The sequence below is a fragment of the Bacillus sp. K2I17 genome (assembly GCF_002209985.1).
Taxonomy (GTDB): domain Bacteria; phylum Bacillota; class Bacilli; order Bacillales; family Bacillaceae_G; genus Bacillus_A; species Bacillus_A wiedmannii.
Genome location: NZ_NJGF01000018.1, coordinates 55,204 through 79,743 on the forward strand (window position 1 = coordinate 55,204; position 24,540 = coordinate 79,743).

21 protein-coding genes are annotated in these 24,540 nt (G+C 35.0%); 16 read left to right on the plus strand and 5 right to left on the minus strand.

Features of this window, described 5'->3' with window-relative positions; genetic code table 11:
• Nucleotides 1–41 precede the first annotated feature (41 nt).
• On the minus strand, nucleotides 42–323 hold the full coding sequence (locus CER22_RS19695; protein ID WP_060488674.1) for a hypothetical protein: 282 nt from the start codon (nucleotides 321–323) through the stop codon (nucleotides 42–44).
• A gap of 237 nt (nucleotides 324–560) precedes the next feature.
• Here CER22_RS19695 and CER22_RS19700 point away from each other — a divergent pair, with 237 nt between their 5' ends.
• The 7 genes from CER22_RS19700 to CER22_RS19730 all read left to right on the plus strand — a co-directional run bounded on the left by CER22_RS19700 (nucleotide 561) and on the right by CER22_RS19730 (nucleotide 10,192).
• Nucleotides 561–1,706: an MFS transporter gene (locus tag CER22_RS19700; protein WP_088609405.1), complete on the plus strand. Its 1,146-nt coding sequence runs from the start codon at nucleotides 561–563 to the stop codon at nucleotides 1,704–1,706.
• Between the two features lie 634 nt (nucleotides 1,707–2,340).
• Nucleotides 2,341–3,462, plus strand: coding sequence for a citrate synthase (gene mmgD / locus CER22_RS19705; RefSeq protein WP_137036222.1), 1,122 nt, complete (start codon nucleotides 2,341–2,343; stop codon nucleotides 3,460–3,462).
• Nucleotides 3,463–3,560: 98 nt separating this feature from the next.
• On the plus strand, nucleotides 3,561–4,997 hold the full coding sequence (gene prpD / locus CER22_RS19710) for a 2-methylcitrate dehydratase (RefSeq protein ID WP_000598118.1): 1,437 nt from the start codon (nucleotides 3,561–3,563) through the stop codon (nucleotides 4,995–4,997).
• A gap of 18 nt (nucleotides 4,998–5,015) precedes the next feature.
• Nucleotides 5,016–5,924 (plus strand): methylisocitrate lyase, encoded by a 909-nt coding sequence (prpB, locus tag CER22_RS19715; RefSeq protein ID WP_088609406.1) that lies wholly within the window; start codon nucleotides 5,016–5,018, stop codon nucleotides 5,922–5,924.
• A 154-nt stretch (nucleotides 5,925–6,078) separates the two neighbouring features.
• Nucleotides 6,079–7,788 (plus strand): acyl-CoA dehydrogenase family protein, encoded by a 1,710-nt coding sequence (locus tag CER22_RS19720; protein WP_088609407.1) that lies wholly within the window; start codon nucleotides 6,079–6,081, stop codon nucleotides 7,786–7,788.
• 16 nt (nucleotides 7,789–7,804) lie between these two features.
• Nucleotides 7,805–8,695 carry an NAD(P)-dependent oxidoreductase gene (locus tag CER22_RS19725; protein WP_000719430.1) on the plus strand — a complete coding sequence of 297 codons (891 nt, stop codon included), beginning with the start codon at nucleotides 7,805–7,807 and terminating at the stop codon, nucleotides 8,693–8,695.
• Between the two features lie 36 nt (nucleotides 8,696–8,731).
• Nucleotides 8,732–10,192 carry a CoA-acylating methylmalonate-semialdehyde dehydrogenase gene (locus CER22_RS19730; RefSeq protein ID WP_088609408.1) on the plus strand — a complete coding sequence of 487 codons (1,461 nt, stop codon included), beginning with the start codon at nucleotides 8,732–8,734 and terminating at the stop codon, nucleotides 10,190–10,192.
• A gap of 71 nt (nucleotides 10,193–10,263) precedes the next feature.
• On the opposite strand, the gene CER22_RS19735 is transcribed toward CER22_RS19730, so the two are convergent.
• Together CER22_RS19735 and CER22_RS19740 are read right to left on the minus strand one after the other, a co-directional pair.
• A complete protein-coding gene (locus tag CER22_RS19735; RefSeq protein WP_088082440.1) occupies nucleotides 10,264–10,896 on the minus strand; it encodes a LysE family translocator in 633 nt (210 codons plus the stop codon).
• 177 nt (nucleotides 10,897–11,073) lie between these two features.
• The gene (locus tag CER22_RS19740) at nucleotides 11,074–12,129 is read right to left on the minus strand and encodes an enoyl-CoA hydratase/isomerase family protein (RefSeq protein ID WP_088063298.1); all 1,056 of its coding nucleotides are present in this window, start codon (nucleotides 12,127–12,129) and stop codon (nucleotides 11,074–11,076) included.
• 316 nt (nucleotides 12,130–12,445) lie between these two features.
• On the opposite strand from CER22_RS19740, the gene CER22_RS19745 reads away from it, so the two are divergent.
• The 4 genes from CER22_RS19745 to CER22_RS19760 all read left to right on the plus strand — a co-directional run bounded on the left by CER22_RS19745 (nucleotide 12,446) and on the right by CER22_RS19760 (nucleotide 17,385).
• Nucleotides 12,446–12,703, plus strand: a complete 258-nt coding sequence (locus tag CER22_RS19745; protein ID WP_046955733.1) for a hypothetical protein — start codon at nucleotides 12,446–12,448, stop codon at nucleotides 12,701–12,703.
• Between the two features lie 183 nt (nucleotides 12,704–12,886).
• Nucleotides 12,887–13,126 carry a DUF2584 family protein gene (locus tag CER22_RS19750; RefSeq protein ID WP_000667347.1) on the plus strand — a complete coding sequence of 80 codons (240 nt, stop codon included), beginning with the start codon at nucleotides 12,887–12,889 and terminating at the stop codon, nucleotides 13,124–13,126.
• Nucleotides 13,127–13,141: 15 nt separating this feature from the next.
• A complete protein-coding gene (locus tag CER22_RS19755) occupies nucleotides 13,142–14,299 on the plus strand; it encodes an exonuclease SbcCD subunit D (protein WP_060488683.1) in 1,158 nt (385 codons plus the stop codon).
• The gene (locus CER22_RS19760) at nucleotides 14,296–17,385 is read left to right on the plus strand and encodes an AAA family ATPase (RefSeq protein ID WP_088609409.1); all 3,090 of its coding nucleotides are present in this window, start codon (nucleotides 14,296–14,298) and stop codon (nucleotides 17,383–17,385) included. The genes CER22_RS19755 and CER22_RS19760 overlap by 4 nt, the downstream gene beginning before the upstream one ends.
• Nucleotides 17,386–17,508: 123 nt before the next feature.
• On the opposite strand, the gene CER22_RS33135 is transcribed toward CER22_RS19760, so the two are convergent.
• A complete protein-coding gene (locus tag CER22_RS33135; protein WP_001142749.1) occupies nucleotides 17,509–17,682 on the minus strand; it encodes a hypothetical protein in 174 nt (57 codons plus the stop codon).
• A gap of 330 nt (nucleotides 17,683–18,012) precedes the next feature.
• Here CER22_RS33135 and CER22_RS19770 point away from each other — a divergent pair, with 330 nt between their 5' ends.
• Nucleotides 18,013–18,312, plus strand: coding sequence for an ArsR/SmtB family transcription factor (locus CER22_RS19770; protein WP_000214798.1), 300 nt, complete (start codon nucleotides 18,013–18,015; stop codon nucleotides 18,310–18,312).
• 58 nt (nucleotides 18,313–18,370) lie between these two features.
• Here CER22_RS19770 and CER22_RS19775 read toward each other — a convergent pair whose 3' ends face one another.
• On the minus strand, nucleotides 18,371–18,556 hold the full coding sequence (locus CER22_RS19775) for a YkvS family protein (RefSeq protein ID WP_000646791.1): 186 nt from the start codon (nucleotides 18,554–18,556) through the stop codon (nucleotides 18,371–18,373).
• A gap of 481 nt (nucleotides 18,557–19,037) precedes the next feature.
• Between CER22_RS19775 and CER22_RS19785 the strand changes: the two genes are divergently transcribed.
• From CER22_RS19785 to CER22_RS19800, 4 genes are all read left to right on the plus strand, one after another.
• Nucleotides 19,038–20,240: an L-lactate MFS transporter gene (locus CER22_RS19785; protein WP_088609411.1), complete on the plus strand. Its 1,203-nt coding sequence runs from the start codon at nucleotides 19,038–19,040 to the stop codon at nucleotides 20,238–20,240.
• A gap of 645 nt (nucleotides 20,241–20,885) precedes the next feature.
• On the plus strand, nucleotides 20,886–21,671 hold the full coding sequence (gene dhbA / locus CER22_RS19790) for a 2,3-dihydro-2,3-dihydroxybenzoate dehydrogenase (RefSeq protein ID WP_001020440.1): 786 nt from the start codon (nucleotides 20,886–20,888) through the stop codon (nucleotides 21,669–21,671).
• 26 nt (nucleotides 21,672–21,697) lie between these two features.
• The gene (gene dhbC / locus CER22_RS19795) at nucleotides 21,698–22,897 is read left to right on the plus strand and encodes an isochorismate synthase DhbC (protein ID WP_088609412.1); all 1,200 of its coding nucleotides are present in this window, start codon (nucleotides 21,698–21,700) and stop codon (nucleotides 22,895–22,897) included.
• A gap of 12 nt (nucleotides 22,898–22,909) precedes the next feature.
• Nucleotides 22,910–24,526: a (2,3-dihydroxybenzoyl)adenylate synthase gene (locus CER22_RS19800; protein ID WP_088609413.1), complete on the plus strand. Its 1,617-nt coding sequence runs from the start codon at nucleotides 22,910–22,912 to the stop codon at nucleotides 24,524–24,526.
• The last annotated feature ends 14 nt before the right edge of the window (nucleotides 24,527–24,540 follow it).

The following is a 24,540-nucleotide window of genomic DNA, read 5'->3' on the forward strand; positions in this document are numbered from 1 at the left end:
TTGTAAAAATTACAATCTTAAGTGCTTTTTATCGTTTAAATTTAAATGTTAAAAGTACCGTAGAAATTTTGAAAATAAATTGATGGAAAATGATAAAAAACTTGAGCCTGAGGCAATGGAGTATAACTGGGGTTGTAAAAGGTAGTACTACTTGGATGTGCGCCATGATGCCAAAATGAGGGAGTAACTTGACCTGGAATTTGATATTGTTGCCAAGTTGCAGGAAGTTCAATTCCTACATCGGAACTAGCTGTATGAACGGCTGGAACGTGTATCCCAGGAGTCGAAGGAACGACGGCTGTTACTCTTGAAGATACCCACATAACATAATCACTCCTAAGTTGTGATAATAAAATAGTATATTCTTTTCACGCGTATAAAGGTACATATAGATAGGACTTTAGGCTAATGTATACTTATAAAGTTGTAAGACCAATTTATATTGATGGTGGACCATTTATTATAAAAAGTTACGTCTATTTACGGAGGGAAAAGGGACTAAGAAAATGTAAAATGGAGGTGTTAATTGCAAGAATATACGTGTTTATGGAGGAATTTTAATGGAACGATTATGGACGAAATCATTTATTCAAATGACTTTCGCAATGTTATTTTTATTTACAGGATTTTATTTACTTGTACCAACGCTCCCGCTCTTTATTAAAGAGATAGGCGGCAATGAATCACAAGTTGGACTTATGATGGGAATGTTTACAATAGCAGCAGTTGTAATACGACCGATTATCGGAGGAATGTTAGATCAATATGGGAGAAGATCTTTTATTATTTTCGGACTCGTCTTTTTTGGGATAACGATGTATTCTTATAATTTAGCATCGACTATTGTTCTTTTAGCTGTTTTACGGGTTATTCATGGCGTGACATGGGCTGTTTCTACAACAGCTGTTGGAACAGCGATAACTGATATTATTCCAGATTCACGCCGTGGTGAAGGTATGGGTTGGTACGGGATGGCTATGACAATTGCAATGGCGATCGGCCCAATGATTGGATTATCGGTTGTACAACATTATTCATTTCACGGCCTATTCTTGTTGGCAACTCTTTTATCCTTTATGGCAGTCCTATTATCGTTCATGACGAAAATGCCATTCACACCACAAAAAGAAAAAGGGAAAATGCAGTTGTTTGAAAAATCGGTTCTCTCCATTACAATTGTAGTTTTCTTTTTATCATTTGCATATGGAGGAATTACGACGTTTTTACCGCTATTTGCATCTTCAATCGATGTGAATCCTGGGACATTCTTTCTTGTATATGCAGTTGCTTTAACGATTGTAAGACCAATTTCAGGAAAACTATTAGATAAGTATGGAGAAGTATTTATTATACTCCCGGCACTATGTATTACGATTATCGCGATAGTTGTATTAACGATTTCAAATAGTTTAATAGGGGTAGTTATCGCAGCTGCATTATACGGTGTTGGATTCGGTTCAGCACAGCCCGCATTACAAGCAGCGATGCTTACAATTATTGATCCGAGTAAAAGAGGAGTTGCTAACGCTTCATTCTTTACCGCATTTGATTTAGGGATTGGACTTGGTGCGATTTTACTTGGAGTTGTTTCGCAAATGTTCGGTTACCGTATTTTATTTGCAGGTAGTGCAATTTCAGGACTAATCGCTTTCATTATTTTTGTCATTTTTGTAAAACAGCGATTAGGTAAAAAAGAATTTGCGTAAACGAGAGGAACAAAGATCAAAATTTCAATTGAACATGACGCTCTACAATGGTTTAAGGAAGAATTCTGAATATAGCATGTTAATAGTCCAATTCAGCCTGGATATTCTTTAGGAATAGTCTTTAGGAAATTATATGGTAAATTATGTAAGTTGATGATCTTTAGCACTTTCAAAACTATCATTTAGTTGTAGGTTAGTACGGGGAAACGTAGGAATTTAATTTAATTATGTAAAATAATAACTTTTTTAAAAGTAAATAAGTTTTATATAAGAATTATATTGAAGAGATAGTGAAATAAATATTATGAAGAAACGAGTTGTATATGTGTACAGCTCGTTTTTTTTATTTTCTTAAAAAAAATGGGAGAATGATATGTTCTGTAGGATTTTCTGATTCATCCTTATATTTTGTTTTAATAAGGCGAACAAAGAAGTCTGTCCTTTCTTTATAAAATATGAAAATTATTTTTGAAAAATTGTATTGTTACATCGGTAAAAGTATAGGAAACTTATCATTATAAAATAAATTGAAATCTTCTAAAAACTCTGATACATTGAAATAGAAATGTAGTTTCACGATTTTGTAAAGGCTTACAGTTATGTGCACGAAGATCTATTAGGATTGGAGGAAATAATGATGAAAGCTGAAGAAAAATTTTCCCCGGGATTAGATGGTATAGTGGCAGCGGAGACGAAAATTTCGTTTCTTGACACAGTGAAAGGTGAAATTGTAATTCAAGGGTATGATTTAATCGAACTCTCAAAAACAAAAGAGTATTTAGACATTGTGCACCTTTTATTGGAAGAACATCTACCAAATGAGGATGAAAAAGCAAAACTCGAAAAGAAATTAAAAGAAGAATACGCGGTACCAGAAGGTGTATTCAACGTATTAAAGGCATTACCGAAAGAAACGCACCCGATGGATGGATTGCGTACAGGTGTGTCCGCATTAGCTGGTTATGATAATGATATCGAAAACCGTTCGTTAGAAGTAAACAAAAGCCGCGGGTACAAATTATTGAGTAAAGTACCAAACATTGTAGCGAATAGCTATCATATTTTAAATAATGAAGACCCAATCGAACCTCTTAAGGAATTAACATATAGCGCGAATTTCTTCTATATGTTAACAGGTAAAAAACCAACTGAACTTGAGGAGAAGATCTTTGATCGTTCCCTTGTTTTATATAGTGAACATGAAATGCCAAACTCTACATTTACAGCGCGCGTTATTGCATCAACGCAATCGGACTTATATGGTGCTTTAACAGGTGCAGTTGCATCTTTAAAAGGTAGCTTACACGGCGGTGCAAACGAAGCGGTTATGTACATGCTTTTAGAAGCTGGTAATGTTGAGAAGTTTGAAGAGTTGTTACAGAAGAAACTATATAACAAAGAAAAAATTATGGGCTTTGGACATCGTGTGTATATGAAGAAGATGGATCCAAGAGCACTGATGATGAAGGAAGCTTTAAAGCAGTTATGTGATGTAAAAGGCGATTATACACTATATGAAATGTGTGAAGCTGGAGAAAAGATTATGGAGAAGGAAAAAGGAATTTATCCGAACCTTGATTATTATGCAGCTCCAGTATATTGGATGCTTGGTATTCCAATTCAACTTTACACACCAATCTTCTTTAGCTCTAGAACAGTAGGACTATGCGCGCACGTAATTGAGCAACATGCGAACAATCGATTGTTCCGTCCACGTGTAAATTATGTTGGCGAGCGACATGTACTTAGTAAATAAGAACAACTGGGGAGTTGTTAGCGCCGCCCGCTAGATGGGGGTTTGACCGACACCCATCATTAATAATAACGAATTTTCGACAGAAAGGGAAGAATAGTATGATTAAAACAAATGAAATTAAACAAAAAGATGCATTATTAGAAGAAATTGCGGATTATGTATTAAATAAAGAGGTAACTAGCGCAGAAGCATTCAGTACTGCTCGTTACGTATTACTTGATACACTTGGATGCGGAATTTTAGCACTACAATATCCAGAGTGTACGAAATTACTAGGACCAGTTGTACCAGGAACGATCGTGCCGAATGGTACACGTGTACCAGGTACGTCATATGTGCTTGATCCAGTGAAAGGTGCATTTAATATCGGATGTATGATCCGTTGGTTAGACTATAACGATACTTGGCTTGCAGCAGAGTGGGGACATCCATCTGATAACTTAGGCGGTATTTTAGCAGTTGCAGATTATATTAGCCGTGTTCGTATTTCAGAAGGAAAAGAACCATTAAAAGTACGTGAAGTATTAGAAATGATGATTAAAGCGCATGAAATTCAAGGTGTACTAGCTTTAGAAAATAGTTTGAATCGTGTTGGTCTTGACCATGTATTATACGTAAAAGTAGCAACAACTGCTGTAGTTGCAAAAATGCTCGGCGGAACACGTGAAGAAATCTTTAATGCATTATCACATGCATGGATTGATAATTCTAGTCTTCGTACATATCGTCATGCACCAAATACAGGCTCACGTAAATCATGGGCAGCAGGTGATGCAACAAGCCGCGGTGTTCATCTTGCAATGACTGCTCTAAAAGGTGAAATGGGATATCCAACAGCATTATCTGCACCAGGCTGGGGATTCCAAGATGTATTATTCAATAAACAAGAATTAAAGTTAGCAAGACCATTAGAGTCTTATGTAATGGAAAATGTATTATTTAAAGTTTCATATCCAGCAGAGTTCCATGCACAAACAGCTGCAGAGTGTGCTGTGAAATTACATCCAGAAATTAAAGAAAGATTAGATGAAATTGATCGTATTACGATTACAACTCATGAATCAGCAATTCGTATTATCGACAAAGAAGGTCCATTAAATAACCCAGCTGATCGTGATCATTGCTTACAATACATTACGGCAATTGGTTTGTTAAAAGGAGATATCGTTGCGGATGATTATGAGGATGTAGTAGCAAATGATCCACGTGTAGATGAATTACGTAATAAGATGGTTGTTGTTGAAAACAAACAGTACAGTTTAGATTACCTTGACCCGAACAAGCGCTCAATCGCCAACGCTGTTCAAGTTCATTTCAAGGATGGCACTGTAACAGAAAATGTGGAATGTGAATATCCACTTGGTCACCGTTTCCGTAGAGACGAAGCAATTCCAAAAGTTGTTCAAAAATTCACTGCAAATATGGCAGGTCATTATTCTAGTAAGCAACAAGAACAAATTCATGAAGTTTGTCTAAATGAAGAAAAACTAGAAAATATGAATGTAAACGAATTTGTAGATCTATTCTTAAATTAATAATAGGGGGAATTTAGAATGGCTTGGGTTGTGAATAAACAGTCAACACAAGAGGAGCTTGCGAATCGCTTCCGAGCTTTAGTAGAAGCAAATGGGATTTTGCAAATTCCAGGTGCTCATGATGCAATGGCTGCTCTTGTTGCGAAAACTACAGGTTTTTCAGCTTTATATTTATCGGGAGCTGCTTATACTGCAAGTAAAGGTCTACCAGATTTAGGAATCGTGACGTCTACTGAAGTAGCAGAGAGAGCAAGGGATATAGTAAGAGCTACAGATTTACCAGTTCTTGTTGATATTGATACAGGATTTGGCGGTGTATTAAACGTAGCGAGAACAGCAGTAGAAATGGTGGAAGCAAAAGTTGCGGCTGTTCAAATTGAAGATCAACAATTACCGAAGAAATGTGGACATTTAAATGGTAAGAAACTTGTTACTACAGAAGAGTTAGTTCAAAAGATTAAAGCGATTAAAGAAGTTGCACCAAGTTTATATATTGTGGCACGTACAGATGCTCGCGGTGTAGAAGGCTTAGATGAAGCGATTGAAAGAGCGAACGCCTATGTAAAAGCAGGTGCAGATGCAATATTCCCTGAAGCACTTCAATCAGAAGAAGAGTTCCGTCTATTTAATAGTAAAGTAAATGCGCCTTTACTTGCGAATATGACTGAGTTCGGGAAAACGCCGTATTATAGTGCAGAGGAATTTGCGAATATGGGCTTCCAAATGGTTATTTATCCTGTAACTTCACTTCGTGTTGCAGCGAAAGCATATGAGAATGTGTTTACTTTAATTAAGGAAACAGGTTCTCAAAAAGATGCACTTTCAAGTATGCAAACGAGAAGTGAGTTATATGAAACAATTTCATATCATGACTTTGAAGAACTAGATACTGGAATTGCAAAAACAGTATTATCAGAGGATCAATAGATAAAACAACTAAGGCGATGAGAATACATCTTTGGCAAAACGAACTGCTTGATGTGACAATTCATCGCCTTCTGTTTTCAAAAATAAGAAATTCCACTCATCGTAGACGAGCATACGTAGTAGCAAGTAAGGCCGAAATGATAGGGGGATTCAGATGGAGAAAACAAAGTTACCGTGGGATGAATTTTTTTCACTTAATAAAGATGTGAATTATACTTTCTTTACGCCAGAAGATTTTTCAGGAGATGAAGATTTAATCGCAAAAACGACAGAACAATTCGTTAAACAAGAAATTGTTCCACAAATGGAGAATATAGAACAACATAACTATAAAATTTCTCGTCAATTATTTGAGAAAGCTGGAGAACTTGGATTATTAAGTATCGAAGTCCCAGAAGAGTACGGCGGATTTGAGTTAGGAAAGGCAGTTTCAGGGCTTGTAGCAGAAAAAATGGGATACGCTGGTGCATTTAGTGTTTCCTTTAATATACATGCTGGTGTAGGTACATTGCCTTACATATATTACGGAACGAAAGAACAAAAAGAAAAATATTTGCCGAAAATTGCGTCTGGAGAATGGATTGGGGCTTATGCTTTAACTGAGCCAAATGCTGGTTCTGATGCTTTAAGTGCAAAAACAAGTGCAGTATTAAATGAAGATGGTACTGCTTGGAAGTTAAATGGTGAGAAGCAGTGGATTACAAATGCTCATATGGCAGATGTATACGTTGTTTTTGCGAAGACAAATAAAGGAATGACAGCGTTTATTGTCGAAAGAACATGTGAAGGTGTATCCATTGGACTAGAAGAAAAGAAAATGGGGATTAAAGGTTCTTCAACGGCTACCCTAATTTTAGAAGATGTTGTCATCCCTGCTCAAAATGTTTTAGGGGAAGTTGGAAAAGGGCATCACGTAGCTCTTAATATTCTTAACTTCGCTAGACTAAAGCTGGCTTTTGGAAATATTGGAACAGCAAAACAAGCAATTGGTTTGTCGGTTCAATATGGAAAAGAGCGAAAACAGTTCCAAACGGAATTAGTAGATTTTACGATGATTCAAGAGAAAATTGCAAATATGATCATTGCTACATATGGAGCAGAAAGTGCAGCCTACCGTACAGCAGGTGTAATTGATGAAGCAATTCATGAGAGTGATGAAGATCTTATGAAGAAAATGTCTCAATTTGCAATTGAATGTGCACTTAATAAAGTAAATGCTTCTGAAACACTTGGTCATATCGTAGATGAAGCTGTACAAATTCATGGTGGTTACGGTTATATGCAAGAGTACGAGGTAGAACGATTATATCGTGACGCTAGAATTAGTCGTATTTTTGAAGGAACAAACGAAATTAATAGATTAACAGTTGCTAAAATGTTAATGAAGCAAATGGAACAAATTGAAGATACTGAAGTAGAAGTTGATGTAGCAAATGTTGAAAGAAACCATCGTTACATTTTATTAGCGAAAAAATTGTTGAAACAATCTTTGAAAACGCTCTCTAAAACTCCAGGGTTAAAAATTGACCAAGAACAAGAATATTCACGTGTATTATCAAATATGTTAACGGACGTGTACGTCATGGAATCAGCATTTTTACGCACGAGTAAAGCAATTAGTAAAAATGGTGAAGAGAAAGAGCGTACGAAACAAATGATAACTGATGTTATTTGTGAAGAAGGCTATCGTAAAGTAGAAGAAGCAGCGATTTCTATACTTGCAGCGGCTGTCACAGAAGAACAAGATAGACACGTAATTTTAGCTGAAATTCGTCAATTATTAGTGCCTTTATACACGAACGTATTTACAAAAAAGAGAGAAATTGCGAAAGCTATTATAAATCGTGGAAAGTATATTGTGTAAATAGGAGGAAAGCGATATGAAAAAGATTGGCTTTATCGGTTTAGGTAATATGGGTCTTCCGATGTCTAAAAATTTAGTTAAATCGAGTTACACAGTATACGGTGTGGATTTAAATAAAGAGGCCGAAGCTTCCTTTGAAAATGAAGGAGGAATTATTGGCTTATCAATCTCAAAACTAGCAGAAACATGCGATGTGATTTTTACAAGTTTACCTTCACCTCGCGCTGTTGAAGCGGTGTATTTTGGGGAAGAAGGATTATTTGAAAATAGCCACTCGAATGTAGTTTTAATTGATACAAGTACTGTATCTCCACAATTAAACAAACAGTTAGAGGAAGCTGCAAAGGAAAAGAAAGTAGACTTTTTAGCAGCGCCTGTTAGTGGTGGGGTAATTGGAGCTGAAAACCGTACATTAACGTTTATGGTTGGTGGATCGAAAGAAGTATATGAGAAAACGGAATCTATCATGGGCGTACTAGGTGCGAATGTTTTCCATGTTAGTGAGCAGATTGATAGTGGCACAACAGTTAAATTAATTAATAACCTATTAATTGGTTTTTATACAGCTGGTGTGAGTGAAGCTTTAACATTAGCGAAAAAGAATAATATGGATTTAGATAAAATGTTTGATATTTTAAATGTAAGTTACGGTCAAAGTAGAATTTATGAGCGTAATTATAAAAGTTTCATTGCAACTGAAAACTACGATCCAGGATTTACTGTGAATTTATTAAAGAAAGATTTAGGATTTGCAGTAGATTTAGCGAAAGAAAGCGAACTTCACTTACCAGTAAGCGAAATGCTATTAAACGTATATGAAGAAGCAAGTGAGGCAGGATATGGTGAAAACGATATGGCTGCTTTATATAAGAAAGTTAGTGAACAGTTAATTTCTAATCAAAAATAATAGACTTATATACATCATAAAAAAGGAGAGAATATAATGATTACAACTGAAATTAAACGAGTAAAAAATCATATTAATGGTGAGTGGGTAGAATCTACTGGTACAGAAGTAGAAGCAGTTCCGAATCCGGCGACTGGAAAAATTATCGCTTACGTTCCGCTATCTCCGAAAGAAGATGTTGAAAAAGCTGTTGAAGCGGCAAAAGCAGCATACGAAACATGGTCTAAAGTACCAGTTCCGAATCGTTCAAGACAATTATATAAATATTTACAGCTTTTACAAGAAAACAAAGAAGAGCTTGCTAAAATCATTACGCTAGAAAATGGTAAAACATTAACGGATGCAACTGGTGAAGTGCAGCGAGGGATTGAAGCGGTAGAACTTGCAACATCAGCACCAAATTTAATGATGGGACAAGCTCTTCCGAATATTGCTAGCGGCATTGATGGATCGATTTGGCGCTACCCAATTGGAGTTGTTGCTGGTATTACACCGTTTAACTTCCCAATGATGATTCCATTATGGATGTTCCCACTTGCAATTGCTTGCGGTAATACGTTCGTATTAAAAACATCGGAAAGAACGCCACTTTTAGCAGAGCGACTTGTAGAGTTATTCTATGAAGCTGGTTTTCCAAAAGGGGTATTGAATTTAGTACAAGGCGGAAAAGATGTTGTAAATAGCATTTTAGAAAGTAAAGTTATTCAAGCTATTTCATTCGTTGGATCTGAGCCGGTAGCTCGTTACGTGTATGAAACAGGTACGAAACACGGGAAACGTGTACAAGCGTTAGCTGGTGCAAAAAATCATGCGATTGTAATGCCTGATTGCAATCTTGAGAAAACAGTGCAAGGTGTAATTGGATCTGCATTCGCAAGTAGTGGAGAGCGCTGCATGGCATGTTCAGTAGTAGCAGTAGTTGATGAAATTGCTGATGAATTCATCGACGTACTAGTAGCAGAGACGAAGAAGTTAAAAGTAGGTGACGGTTTCCACGAAGATAATTATGTTGGACCATTAATTCGTGAATCTCATAAAGAGCGCGTATTAGGCTATATTAATAGCGGTGTAGCAGATGGAGCAACTTTATTAGTTGATGGTCGCAAAATTAAGGAAGAAGTTGGAGAAGGTTACTTTGTAGGTGCGACAATCTTTGATGGTGTAAATCAAGAAATGAAAATTTGGCAAGATGAAATTTTTGCTCCAGTATTAAGCATTGTACGAGTTAAAGATTTAGAAGAAGGTATTAAATTAACAAATCAATCTAAATTTGCAAATGGCGCGGTTATTTATACGTCAAATGGTAAACATGCACAAACGTTCCGTGATAATATCGATGCTGGTATGATCGGTGTAAACGTAAACGTTCCAGCACCAATGGCATTTTTCGCATTTGCAGGAAATAAAGCTTCATTCTTTGGCGATTTAGGTACAAATGGTACAGATGGTGTTCAATTCTATACACGTAAAAAAGTTGTAACAGAGCGCTGGTTTTAATAGAGAGTAAACAGCCAAAACAGTTGTTAAATGAAAAACACCACTCTGAAGATGTGGTGTTTTTCGTCTTGTTAATTATTTTTTTCAAAAGCTAGTTTAATACCAAAACCAATTAAGACGATTCCTGTTAAGCTTTGAATATAACGTTGCGTCCTTGGTTTTTTCATAAAAGCACTAATTTTATCAATTAAAAATATATAAAAAGCGAACCAAATAACTGTTAATACGAGGTAAGTAAGACCCATTACGAGAAGTTGAATAAACGTATTATGATTTGGATTTAAAAATTGAGGTAAAAAGGTTAAAAAGAAGACTGCAACTTTAGGGTTTAATAAATTCGTAAGAAACCCTTGGCGAAAGCAAGAAGTGTGTTCATCTTCATTATTTAAAGATATATCGTTCGTATCAAAGCCTTCTTTGTTTCTTACCGCTAAAAGGGCTTTAATGCCAATATAAATTAAATACAGAGCTCCAACGTACTTGAAAATAGAAAATAAAAGAGCTGACTTTACAATAATTGCGGAAAGTCCGATTACTGCTGCTAAAGTATGAATTAAAAGTGCAACACATGTACCGAACACTGTTTTCACTCCACCGACCTTACCGGCAACCAATGTATTTTTCGTCGCCATTGCAGTATCAGGACCGGGTAAAATAATAAGACAAATAGACATAATGATGAAAAGAAAATAATTTTCAATCATAGTTGCTCCTCCTTTTTATTTTTAGAATATTTGATTAAAAATAGTGTAGCACACATTTTTGATTTAATAAAATTAAATTTTATTAAAAATTATTAAATGAGAAAGAGGCTATATAGTAGTGAAATTCCACTACTATATAGCCTCATGTTTATCCCGAATGAACGGGCGCCCCACCACTTATGCGTTAAGTAAGTTGAAGAATCGATTTACATCTTCTTCTGAAACATCACTTAACTGCTTATATATATAATCCGGATTTTGATCTTTATCAACGACAACAGATCGTACTCCTTCAAAGAAATCTGCATGTCTCATGAAATTTTTAGCAAGTACAAGGTCAGTAGCGAAACATTCTTCAACGGACTTATTTTGTCCATCAATAAACTGTTTTAATGTTACTTTTAACGAAATAGGGGATTTGGATAATAGTGTTTCTTTCGTTTTTAAAGCAAAGGAACTTTGGTCTTTCTCCAATGAATGGACGATCTCTTCAATTGTATCGAAAGCAAAATGAGTATTCATTTCTTCTAATGAAGGAGCAAGCTCGCTTTCTAATTTTGGAGCAGTTGCAAATGTACGAATAACTTCTTTTAAATTAGTATGTACATCATCTTCTTTATGCCAATTTACATTTTCAAGTTCAGTAAGGAAATTTGGTAAGGAATCAGATGTCATAAAGTAATCAGCAGCGTTTATAAATAATACGTCAGCAGCTTTTAAAATAGATGCTGTTAAAGCAACATATCGGCCTGCAAAACCTGGAGCTTTATTTAAGAAATAAGCAGCACCGACATCTGGAAAGAATCCGATATTCATCTCTGGCATTGCCCATTTCGTACGCTCCGTTACAATTCGATATTTCGCACCATTTGTAAGACCGACACCACCACCCATTACAATTCCATCTAAACAAGCGATGATCGGTTTTTTATATTGATAAATATATGTATCAATTTCATACTCTTCTTCAAAGAAACGTTCCGCATGCTGTAATGCAGCTTCATTCGAACGTGCTTCATAAAGAGTTTTAATGTCGCCACCTGCACAAAAACCTTTTGTGCCAGCTCCTTTTAATACGATAAGCGCAATTCGCTCATCATTTTCCCACTCTTTCAGTTTTTGCCCAATTGGTTGCAACATGTCATAAGATAAAGAATTAAGTGCTTTTGGGCGGTTTAAAGTAATTGATGCAACGCCGTTTTCGCTAACAGAAAATAAAACGTGTTCAGTCATAATTCATCCTCCCTTACATATCTTCTTATTCTTAATTCTTGATACGTACTGAAATGTCCTTTATAAATTTTGTCTAAACTTGACGGTGCGTGTTAATTTCGACACTGCATATTTTGACGAGTTATATTTGCAGGATTTTGAAGGTTGAAAATGAATATTACAACATTACTGTAATTGTAATTATTTGAAATTATCATGATAAACACGCTATTATATATGTGTAAATTGTGCATAATTACTTCAAAAAGAGTATTTGAAGTGATTATGATGAAAGAAAAATTGCTTTTCATTAGAAATAGAGAAAGGAGAAATCGGAATGCCAGGACCTTTACTATTGTCGGTGATTATTTTGTCTTCTTTAATGATAGGGATAACGCAGTATTTTCATCATACAGATACGACAGAGGAAGTGAAGGATAAAGTACGACTTGTATTTCCGATTTTTATCATATCTATTTCTTTTTGCATTTTATTAAATAAGGATGGGTACATTATCGCAGTATTTTCATTTTTTGTAGCGATCGTTTTCATTACAGTTTTATATTATGTAATGAAAGACTTTATACAAAAATAAAGATGTCACATTAGACATTTTTATTTTTACAATAAATAAAATTTCACATACCGTATTATATATAAAAATAAAAAACATATAGCGGTAGAAAAGTGTGTACTTTGCCGTGTATTTACTTGTCAATCTTGCATAGCCAATATACTATTAATAGTGTAGAGATTAGAAAAAGGGGTTGTATCTGTCATGAAATTTGAGATGCACACAAAAATTATTTCAAATGAAAAAGAAGTAAGATTACATATAGAAGAAAACATATTTCAATTAAAATTGGATGGTTATCACTTATTTACAGTTCAAGAAATATTGCCTTTATATAAATCAAATGAAGAAAGAATTGGTAGTGCAATGATACAAAAGTTAGAGTGGGAAAACGGAAAAACTACAATAAACTATCAACTCGTATCACTAAAATCAGTAAATTAAAAGGAGCAGGAAACTATGAAGTTATTTCATACAGCGGATTGGCATTTAGGAAAGCTCGTTCATGGCGTGTATATGACTGAAGATCAAAAGATTGTATTAGATCAGTTTGTACAAGCTGTTGAAGAAGAAAAACCAGATGCCGTAATTATTGCAGGGGATTTATATGACCGAGCAATTCCACCTACGGAAGCAGTAGACTTATTAAATGATGTTTTACAAAAAATAGTCATTGATTTACAAACACCAGTTATTGCGGTTGCAGGAAACCATGATAGTCCAGATCGTATTCATTTTGGAAGTAGTTTAATGAAGAAACAAGGATTATTTATTGTGGGACAATTTCAATTTCCATATGAGCCAATTATATTAAATGATGAATATGGCGAGGTTCACTTCCATCTCGTTCCATATGCGGATCCAAGCATAGTTAGACATGTTTTGAAAAACGAAGATGTACGTTCTCATGATGATGCGATGCGTATTTTTATGAATGAGCTTTCTGAAACAATGGATAAAGAAGCAAGACACGTATTTGTTGGTCATGCATTTGTAACTTCTGCGGGAGAAGCGGAAGAGAATACAAGTGATGCAGAACGACCACTTTCAATTGGTGGTGCTGAATACGTAAATAGTCATTATTTTGATAAGTTTCATTACACAGCGCTTGGACATTTACATCAAGCGCATTTTGTACGTAATGAGACAATTCGATATTCAGGTTCTCCACTTGCATATTCTATTTCTGAAGAAAAACATAAAAAAGGATATTATATTGTGGAACTGGACGAGCAAGGTGAAGCAACAATTGAAAAAAGGTTACTTGCACCACGTCGTAAAATGCGAACAGTAGAAGCGAAAATAGATGAATTATTACAACATCCAGTAAGTGAAGATTATGTGTTTGTAAAATTATTAGATGAAAATCCTGTCTTGCAGCCAATGGAAAAAATACGATCTGTATATCCAAATGCAATGCATGTTGAAAGATCTATTCAAAGACGAGAGTTCACAGAGTCAAATGAAGTAACTGTTTCAAGACATAAAACGGATGATTTATCGTTATTAAAGGCTTTTTATAAAGAAATGAAAGGCTTAGATTTATCAGAAGAGAAAGAACGTCTATTTGTAGAAGTACTACAAACAGTGCAAGAACGGGAAGGTGAACGAGGATGAGACCGATTCAACTAATTATGACAGCATTTGGGCCATATAAACAGAAAGAAGTAATCGATTTTAATGATCTTGGAGATCATCGTATTTTCGCCATTTCTGGGAATACAGGAGCTGGAAAGACAACGATTTTTGATGCGATTTGTTATGTGTTATATGGGGAGGCAAGCGGAGAAGAACGTAGTGATACGAGCATGCTTCGCAGTCAATTTGCTGATGATAATATGTATACAAGTGTAGAACTAACCTTTCAGTTAAAAGGGAAACGTTATGAAATAAAACGACAACTTGGACATAAAAAACAAGGGAACAAGACAATTACGGGACATGCAGTAGAACTATATGAAGTGATTGATGAAGAGAATGTTCCAGCTGTTGATCGTTTCCATGTAACGGATGTAAATAAAAAAGTGGAAGATTTAATTGGTTTAAGTAAACATCAATTTAGCCAAATTGTTATGTTACCACAAGGGGAATTCCGAAAACTATTAACATCTGAGACAGAAAACAAAGAAGAAATTTTACGTCGTATTTTTAAAACGGATCGTTATAAGTTAATGCGTGAGTTACTTGATCAAAAACGAAAACAATGGAAAGACGTTTTACAAGAAAAACAGAAAGAGCGAGAGCTATACTTCCGTAATGTTTTCAAATTACCAATCCGCGATGGAGCATTATTAGAGACATTGGTGGAACAAGAACATGTAAACACGCATCAAGTAGTAGAAGCATTAGAACAAGAAACAGATGTGTATAAGGCAGAGGTGGAGCAATTACAAGTAGAACAAGATGTTCAAACGAAGCAATTAAAGGATGCTGAAACACGTTTTCATGCAGCGAAATCCATAAATGAGAAATTTATAGATTTACAACAAAAGAATGAGAAATATAACACTTTACAAGAAAATCGTACCGTTATTGAAATGAAAGAAAAATCTTTTAAACGTGCGGAAGAGGCGAAGCGCTTATTACCATTTGAACAATGGTACGAAGAAGCAATGCAAAATGAGCAGAAGGCTGAAAGTTTATTAAAACAAATAATCGCTAAAAAAGAAAATGTAACGAAAAGCTTTGAACTTGCTCAGGAGAAATATGAAGCGGTAAAGAATAAAGAACCTGAGAGAGAAAATGCAAAAAAACTTGTTCAAAGATTAGAAGAATTACAACCGATTATTGCATCATTAGCTGAGAAACAGTTGAATTTACAAAATGCAGAAATTCAAATAGGGAAATTAAAAGAAAGTATGCAAAACTTAGATCGACAATTAGATGAGCATACAAATCAAAAACAGCTAATGTCCGATGAATTACAGCAATTAGAACGAGCACTTGAGCAATATGTAGCTAAAGTAGAAGAACTAACGAATATGCGAGAAGATGCCAAAGTTTTAAAGCAAGCATATGATGTTTGGCAAGAAAAGCAAAAATTCGAGAAAGAAAAAGAAGCGGCATATAATAAGATGCGATTGGCAGTTAACGCATATGAAAATATGGAACGTCGCTGGTTAAGTGAACAAGCTGGTATATTAGCTCTTCATCTACATGATGGCGAATCTTGTCCAGTATGTGGTAGTACGAACCATCCGAAAAAAGCTACAGAGCAAAGTAATGCGATCGATGAAAAAGAGTTAAATGATTTAAGAGAAAAGAAAAATGTTGCTGAAAAATTACATGTTCAATTAGAGGAGAAATGGAATTTCTATCACCTACAATATGAACAGGTAATAGAGGAGGTTAAGAAGCGAGGCTATCGCTCAGAGGAATTAGTTGAAACATACAGTGCACTTGTTCAAAAAGGAAAACAATTAGCAACTGAAGTAAATACGCTAAAAGCAAGTGAAGAAACGCGTAAGCAAACTGCTGTGAATATAAAGAGTGTAGAAGAAAAAGTAGATGCACTTCAGAAACAAAAGCGTGAGGTAGAAACAGTACAGCACCGTACAGAAATGGAGTGTATGCAGCTTCGTACGTCATATGAACATGATAAGAAAAATATTCCTGAAAACTTACAAACAGTCCAAGCTTGGAAAATCCAGTTTGACCAAGCTATGCATGAACTCAAATTAATGGAGGACGAATGGAAGAAAGTGCAGGAAGCGTATCAACATTGGCAAAATGAAAATATACGTATTCAAGCAGAACAGGAAAGTGCTTCTAATCAATTTGAAAGTACAAAATTGAAGAAAGAAGAGACGTTTACGCGCTTTATGAAAGAGCTTGAGCAGAGCGGATTTACCGATCAAATTACGTATAAAGAAGCTAAATTAAGTGATGCTGAGATGGATATGTTACAAAAAGAAATTCAAAGCTATTATTCATCTCTTGAAGTACTTGCAAAACAAATTGAAGAGTTACGTGCTGAATTAAAAGATAAAGAGTATATGGATATTACAGCTTTAGGTGAACATATAAAAGATTTAGAAATCAATCTTGATATCATTAAAGAAAAACGTCAACGTGCGCAAAATGCGGTAACATATATTTCTGATTTACATGAAAATATTAGGCGTATTGATGAACAAATTCATGAGGAAGAAAAAGCTTTCCAGGAACTTGTTGACTTATATGAAGTAATGAAAGGCGATAACGAAAGCCGTATATCATTTGAACGTTACATCTTAATTGAGTATTTAGAACAAATTGTTCAAATTGCAAACGAACGCTTACGTAAATTATCAAATGGACAATTTTATTTAAAACGAAGTGAACGAGTTGAAAAGAGAAATCGTCAAAGTGGATTAGGCTTAGATGTATACGACGCATATACTGGCCAAACACGCGATGTAAAAACATTATCTGGTGGCGAGAAATTTAATGCATCACTTTGTTTAGCGCTCGGAATGGCAGACGTCATTCAAGCGTATGAAGGCGGTATTTCCATCGAAACGATGTTTATCGACGAAGGTTTTGGTTCATTAGATGAGGAGTCATTAACAAAAGCAGTAGACGCCTTAATTGACTTACAAAAATCAGGCCGATTTATCGGTGTCATTTCACACGTTCAAGAGCTGAAAAACGCAATGCCGGCTGTATTAGAAGTAACGAAGCAGAAGGATGGGTGTAGTCAGACGAGGTTTGTGGTGAAGTAAGTTCAAGTGTAATTCATACTTAAAGCATTCTTTGCGGGTTTCTAGTATAGAACTTATGATAAAACAAATGCCATCTCTTAATAGAGGTGGCATTTGTTTGTTATTCAATATAAAACAATTCACCTACGAGTTATCTGGAGAAGGCGGTGTATTTTCCAAACGATTATAAGCTTTAAAAGCCGAAATTGCCGATATAACACCACCTACTAAAAATAAAGCTGATCCACTGACTAATATGATACGACTGACATATGTTTCACGAGCTTCTTCAACTTCTTCTTGTAACATTGTTGGCATTTGAAATCCCCCTAAACAACATTTATTTTGTAGATAGTATATACAAACGCCTAAAATATGTTAAAATCACTGGACAGTGTTATGAGGAAGTGAATAGTTACATGTGAATTGTTTGAAAAATCTTCATTATAAATATATGCTAACTTCACATAGAGCACATATTAACATTGTATTATGTATATGTACCGAATAAATAAAGTGAATTGTATTTCGTTCTGTTTTTAAAAATTTAAAATTCTATTATTTTTATATAAAGGTTTCACATCGGAGTTTTAAATATTTTGGAAATAGATCTAAATAAGAGGAATTCATATAAAAGGGGAATGTCTTATGACAACATATACGAGTGAAATGAGAAAAAGTTTAGTTTCAGAAGAAGATGTAGATATTTTGAAAATTATGGCGCACCCAATCCGATTACAAATTGTAAATGAATTAAGTACGAGAAAAACTTGTAATGTAACACAATTAACAGAATTACTAAATATTCCACAATCGACTGTTTCGCAACATTTATCAAAAATGAAAGGTAAAGTGTTACGAGCTGAGAGAAGAGGTTTAGAAATTTATTATCATATTAATAATTTAAAAGCGAGTAAGATTGTAAGTGTTTTAGGATATATAAACTAATGAAGTATTTTCATATAAAAAAGCCCCTGCTGGTGAGCAGGGGCTTTTTTTTGTTGTTTTATGTATTCGTATTTAAAATTTTATAGTTTTTATGATTTACAATCGTTCGATCAAATTCAAAAGTACCACCGCTTACATTTGTAATTTCAACTAAGACCGATTCAGTATAAAGTTTTAATACAGATCCTGTAATCTTTAAATTATTTCGTTGAAAAAGTATAGTATCCCCTACGTTTGCTTTCATAGTACCTCCTCATTAAAGACAGAAATATTTTTTTATTATATATATTAAACCACGTATAGATATATTAGTGAATATTTAGTTTTGTTTATCAATAAAATATTTTTTATTTTATAAAAAATAAAGTGCATTGTAGTGTGAAAATAGTTTTTTTCTGTTTGTATAAGGAAATCAAAATATTACAATATAGGTATCGTATAACTTGAGGCATAATTTTTATAAAGAGAGATGATAAAACAGCTGTAAGTCGTACTGATGCAAAACATTATAATAGCTACTTACGTATTTAATAATTCGTTTTTGTATTTCGTCCTTCGTTTTCTGTAACTGATTCCATATTTTTGACGCTCTATCTTGTAAGTGCTTACATAAACGGAAACATCTTATACAATGAAGGTGTTAAATCAAATGAGGTGGCCAATATGAACATAAAAAAAGAAAATTTAGCGAATAGCATTGAAATAGAAAGAGGAGGCGGAAAGGTATGAAAAAATCAAATGTTAATCCATGGCTTGTTGTCCTTGGTACAGTCATAGTACAAATGGGACTTGGAACGATTTATACATGGAGTTTATTTAATCAGCCTTTAGTTAGTAAATACGGTTGGAGTCTTAACGCAGTTGCTATAACTTTCTCAATTACTAGTCTTTCCTTAGCGTTTTCGACTTTATTTGCGAGTAAATTGCAAGAAAAATGGGGACTTCGTAAACTTATTATGATAGCTGGACTAGCATTAGGACTAGGATTAATACTTAGTTCACAAGCTTCCTCATTAATATTGCTTTATGTACTAGCAGGGGTTATTGTAGGTTATGCAGATGGTACAGCATATATCACTTCACTATCCAATTTAATAAAGTGGTTTCCAAAGCGTAAAGGTTTAATTGCTGGTATTTCTGTCTCTGCATATGGTTCGGGTAGCTTAATCTTTAAATATGTTAACGCACAGTTAATTGAATCAGTTGGTGTATCACAAGCGTTTATATACTGGGGTTTAATTGTTACAGCTATGATTGTATTTGGCGCTTGTTTAATCCATCAAGCTGCAGATCAAGGAGCAGTTCATGAAACAAAAACTCAGGAATATACAACGAAAGAAATGTTAGGCACAAAACAAGTATACTTATTATTTATTATGTTATTTACATCATGTATGAGTGGCTTATACTTAATTGGTATGGTAAAAGACATTGGTGTTCAACTTGTAGGGCTTAGCGCAGCGACAGCAGCTAATGCGGTGGCTATGGTTGCAATCTTCAATACATTAGGTCGTATTATTTTAGGACCGTTATCAGATAAAATCGGCCGTTTAAAAATCGTTACTGGTACATTTGTTGTTATGGCAGCTTCAGTCTTGGTTTTAAGTTTCGTAGATTTAAATTATGGTATCTACTTCGTATGTGTAGCAAGCGTAGCGTTTTGCTTTGGTGGAAATATCACTATTTTCCCAGCTATCGTTGGTGATTTCTACGGTATGAAAAACCATAGTAAGAACTACGGAATTGTGTATCAAGGATTTGGATTTGGAGCACTTGCAGGTTCCTTTATCGGTGCACTTCTAGGTGGATTCAAACCAACCTTCATGGTGATCGGTGTATTATGTGTCGTATCATTTGTTATCGCAATTTTAATTCAAGCACCTAAGCAGAAAAAAGAACAAGAAGAAGAGTATAGCAGCGTAGCATAAGTATATAAATCTTCTATCACACTATAAATACGAAAAAGCATCCTATTAAATAGGGTGCTTTTTTTATGAATGATTGCAAGGAGGTTATATAATCTTTGGGATTTTCGAGACAAAAAAGCGAGTGAAATACCCAATTGGATTATATTGGAATATTAAAAAATGATACATTATATCCGAAATACGTATTAAATCTTAAAATATAAACAAGACATACATCAATAATTGCAAGATATATTTTCTCGGTATTTTCAGAAAAATGTTGAGAAAATATATACTTGAGCTTTTGATAAGGCTTTGTAAATGAAGGTATCTACAGTTAGTCTTCTACAAGTTTAAAAAGAGGAGTATGAATTAAATGTGTAATGTAAGTACTTATTAATGCTTTTAGATGTAATTGTATTGAGAATCACTAAAATATTTTATCTGAAAAATAAAAATAGGTTGACAAGTTTATTGAGAAAGATTATCATTTAGGTGTAAGAATGTTAAATGAAAAACATTATCAATGAATAATATTTTGATGAAAAGTACACTTGACCAATTAGTTTAGTAAGTGTATTATTTTTTACATCATCAGTGATAATGAAAATCGTTATCATTAATGATGTTAAACTGGATTAATTTTTATATGAAAGGATAGAGGAAATGAACATAGGGGAATTTGATGGGAAAACGGTTTTAGTAACTGGTGCAGCGCAAGGTATAGGTAGTGTTGTAGCAAACATGTTTTTAGAAAGAGGAGCTACAGTTATTGGGGCTGATCAAACTGAAGAGGGGTTAAACGTACTCTTAAATCAAAATGAATTAAATGAAACACGTGTGAAAACGTTTCGTTTAGATGTGAGTGATAGTGCCGCTGTTGAAGAAGTAGTAGAACGGATTGAAAATGATATAGCACCGATAGATATATTAGTAAATGTTGCAGGGGTTTTACGTATGGGAGCGATTCACTCTTTAAGTGATGAAGATTGGAATAAAACATTCTCTGTAAATTCTACAGGAGTTTTCTATATGTGCCGAGCAGTAAGTAAATATATGATGCAAAGAAAGTCAGGGGCAATTGTTACAGTTGGCTCAAATGCGGCAAATACTCCGAGAATGGAGATGGCTGCGTATGTTGCATCAAAAGCTGCAACGACGATGTTTATGAAATGTTTAGGGTTAGAACTTGCAGCATACAATATTCGCTGTAACTTAGTTTCTCCAGGTTCTACTGAAACTGAAATGCAAAGATTATTATGGGCTGATGAGAATGGAGCTGAAAATATAATTGCTGGTTCTCAAAATACATATAGACTCGGTATTCCGTTACAAAAAATTGCACAACCTTCAGAAATTGCTGAAGCAGTATTGTTTTTAGCCTCTGATAAAGCGAGTCATATTACAATGCACAATTTATGTGTCGATGGCGGAGCTACATTAGGAGTTTAATAAAAAATTCAGGAGGTTTTAATACTATGAATGAACTTATAGCCGTAAAGGAACTGTCGGAAAAATTATTAGAAGATTATAAAACTGAATCTTCGTTCTTTTTTGCTTCACCAACTCGAACGATATTGACAGAAGGAGAGTTTAATACAGTAAAACATCATGAAATTGAAAGTTTTACAGAACTTGTACAAGCGGTATTACGTAATGCAAAACAAGCTGGAAATCCGAATCCTATCGTTGTTGGTGCTTTGCCTTTTGATCGTAGAAAAGAAGTTCAACTTATCGTACCAGAACATAGTAGAATTACTGAGCGTTTACAGTTAGAGACAACAAATGAGATAAAACGAAATGAGAAACTGGCATTTGAAATGACGCCTGTACCAGATCCTGAAGTTTATATGAATGGTGTAAAGCAAGGGATCAAAAAAATACAGGACGGCGATTTAAAGAAAATCGTTCTATCCAGATCATTAGATGTTGAATCTTCCGAAAAGATTGATAAGCAAAAACTTCTTCGAGAATTAGCAGAGCATAATAAGCGTGGTTATACATTTGCTGTGAATTTACCGGAAGATGAAAACGAGTGTAATAAAACATTAATTGGAGCAAGTCCTGAATTACTCGTTTCACGTAATGGTATGCAAGTTATTTCTAATCCGTTAGCTGGTTCAAGACCACGTAGTGATGATCCAGTAGAAGATAAGAGAAGAGTAGAGGAATTACTTTCTTCTCCGAAAGATTTACATGAACATGCGGTAGTAGTGGAAGCGGTTGCTGCTGCGCTTCGTCCATACTGTCATACATTACATGTTCCGGAAAAACCATCCGTTATTCATAGTGAAGCGATGTGGCATTTGTCTACTGAAGTGAAAGGTGAACTAAAGGATCCGAATACTACTTCTTTGGAATTAGCAATTGCTCTTCATCCTACGCCAGCAGTTTGCGGAACACCGATGGAAGAAGCGAGAGAGGCGATTCAAAAAATTGAACCATTTGACCGTGAATTCTTTACAGGAATGCTAGGATGGAGCGATTTAAATGGAGATGGTGAATGGATTGTTACAATTCGCTGTGCTGAAGTGCAAGAAAATACACTTCGTTTATATGCAGGAGCGGGAGTTGTTGCTGAGTCAAAACCAGAAGATGAGTTAGCAGAAACATCAGCTAAGTTCCAAACAATGCTGAAGGCTCTAGGGTTAAGTGATAATTCGCTGAATGAAAAATAGGGGGAAGAAAGAATGTTAGCAGGTTTCACGGAATGGCCAGAAGAATTTGCAAATCGTTATCGAGAAGAAGGATGTTGGCTTGGAGAAACATTTGGTTCGTTGTTAAGAGAACGTGCTGAAAAGCATGGAGATGAAATTGCAGTTGTAAGTGGTAATACGCATATAACGTATAGTGAGCTTGATAAAAAAGTAGAGTGCTTAGCTTCAGGTTTACTGAATTTAGGAATAAAGAAAGAGGACCGGGTTGTAATACAGTTACCCAACATTATCGAGTTTTTCGAAATATGCTTTGCGCTATTTCGAATTGGAGCACTTCCTGTTTTTGCACTACCTTCACATCGAAGCAGTGAAATTAGTTATTTTTGTGAGTTTGGTGAGGCGAGTGCTTACGTTATTTCAGATAAGGCTCTTGGCTTTGATTATCGAAAACTAGCAAGAGAAGTGAAAGAGAAAGTACCAACTTTACAACATGTAATTGTAGTGGGAGAAGAAGAAGAGTTTGTGAACATAAGTGATCTGTATATAGATCCCGTTCCATTACCAGAAGTTCAGCCAAGTGATGTTGCGTTTCTCCAATTATCAGGAGGGACAACAGGACTTTCTAAATTAATTCCTAGAACACACGATGACTATATTTATAGTTTACGTGTTAGCGCTGAAATTTGTAATTTAAATGCAGAAAGTGTCTATATGGCAGTTCTTCCAGTAGCACACAATTACCCGATGAGTTCTCCAGGGACATTTGGAACTTTCTATGCGGGTGGAAAAGTAGTGTTAGCAACTGGAGGGAGCCCAGATGAGGCATTTGCTCTTATAGAAAAAGAAAAAGTAACGATTACAGCGCTCGTTCCACCATTAGCAATGATTTGGCTTGATGCTGCATATTCCCGTAATAACGATTTATCGAGCCTAGAAGTGATTCAAGTAGGTGGTGCGAAATTTAGTGCCGAAGTTGCGAAGCGTATTCGCCCTACATTTGGATGTACGTTACAGCAAGTGTTTGGTATGGCAGAAGGGTTAGTAAATTATACGAGATTAAATGATCCGGAAGAAATCATTATTCATACACAAGGTAGACCGATGTCTACATTCGATGAAGTACGGGTTGTTGATGAAAATGATAACGATGTAAAACCTGGTGAAGTAGGTAGTTTATTAACAAGAGGGCCCTATACAATTCGTGGCTATTATAAAGCAGAAGAGCATAATGCACGATCATTTACAAAGGATGGATTTTATCGCACAGGTGATCTTGTAAAAGTAAATGAACAAGGTTACATCATTGTAGAAGGTAGGGATAAAGATCAAATTAACCGTGGTGGCGAGAAAGTTGCTGCGGAAGAAGTTGAAAATCATTTATTAGCACATGATGCAGTACATGATGTAGCCATCGTATCAATGCCTGATGATTATTTAGGAGAACGTACTTGTGCGTTTGTAATAGCTCGTGGACAAGCTCCGACAGTAAGTGAATTAAAAATGTTTTTAAGAGAACGGGGTATAGCGGCTTATAAGATTCCAGATCGAATTGAATTTATTGATTCATTCCCGCAAACAGGTGTTGGAAAGGTAAGCAAAAAAGAGTTACGTAAAGTCATTACGGAAAAACTTATTACGGTAAAGCGATAAAAAAATAAAAATTG

Coding starts and splice junctions, on each gene's coding strand:
- CER22_RS19775 (WP_000646791.1), bottom strand. CDS start 18,556: ATGAAAGCAAACGTAGGGGATACTATACTTTTTCAACGAAATAATTTA.
- CER22_RS19735 (WP_088082440.1), bottom strand. CDS start 10,896: ATGATTGAAAATTATTTTCTTTTCATCATTATGTCTATTTGTCTTATT.
- dhbA (WP_001020440.1), top strand. CDS start 20,886: ATGAACATAGGGGAATTTGATGGGAAAACGGTTTTAGTAACTGGTGCA.
- CER22_RS19695 (WP_060488674.1), bottom strand. CDS start 323: ATGTGGGTATCTTCAAGAGTAACAGCCGTCGTTCCTTCGACTCCTGGG.
- CER22_RS19725 (WP_000719430.1), top strand. CDS start 7,805: ATGAAAAAGATTGGCTTTATCGGTTTAGGTAATATGGGTCTTCCGATG.
- CER22_RS19745 (WP_046955733.1), top strand. CDS start 12,446: ATGCCAGGACCTTTACTATTGTCGGTGATTATTTTGTCTTCTTTAATG.
- CER22_RS19770 (WP_000214798.1), top strand. CDS start 18,013: ATGACAACATATACGAGTGAAATGAGAAAAAGTTTAGTTTCAGAAGAA.
- CER22_RS19730 (WP_088609408.1), top strand. CDS start 8,732: ATGATTACAACTGAAATTAAACGAGTAAAAAATCATATTAATGGTGAG.
- prpD (WP_000598118.1), top strand. CDS start 3,561: ATGATTAAAACAAATGAAATTAAACAAAAAGATGCATTATTAGAAGAA.
- prpB (WP_088609406.1), top strand. CDS start 5,016: ATGGCTTGGGTTGTGAATAAACAGTCAACACAAGAGGAGCTTGCGAAT.
- CER22_RS19720 (WP_088609407.1), top strand. CDS start 6,079: ATGGAGAAAACAAAGTTACCGTGGGATGAATTTTTTTCACTTAATAAA.
- mmgD (WP_137036222.1), top strand. CDS start 2,341: ATGATGAAAGCTGAAGAAAAATTTTCCCCGGGATTAGATGGTATAGTG.
- CER22_RS19750 (WP_000667347.1), top strand. CDS start 12,887: ATGAAATTTGAGATGCACACAAAAATTATTTCAAATGAAAAAGAAGTA.
- CER22_RS19800 (WP_088609413.1), top strand. CDS start 22,910: ATGTTAGCAGGTTTCACGGAATGGCCAGAAGAATTTGCAAATCGTTAT.
- dhbC (WP_088609412.1), top strand. CDS start 21,698: ATGAATGAACTTATAGCCGTAAAGGAACTGTCGGAAAAATTATTAGAA.
- CER22_RS19760 (WP_088609409.1), top strand. CDS start 14,296: ATGAGACCGATTCAACTAATTATGACAGCATTTGGGCCATATAAACAG.
- CER22_RS19700 (WP_088609405.1), top strand. CDS start 561: ATGGAACGATTATGGACGAAATCATTTATTCAAATGACTTTCGCAATG.
- CER22_RS19740 (WP_088063298.1), bottom strand. CDS start 12,129: ATGACTGAACACGTTTTATTTTCTGTTAGCGAAAACGGCGTTGCATCA.
- CER22_RS33135 (WP_001142749.1), bottom strand. CDS start 17,682: ATGCCAACAATGTTACAAGAAGAAGTTGAAGAAGCTCGTGAAACATAT.
- CER22_RS19785 (WP_088609411.1), top strand. CDS start 19,038: ATGAAAAAATCAAATGTTAATCCATGGCTTGTTGTCCTTGGTACAGTC.
- CER22_RS19755 (WP_060488683.1), top strand. CDS start 13,142: ATGAAGTTATTTCATACAGCGGATTGGCATTTAGGAAAGCTCGTTCAT.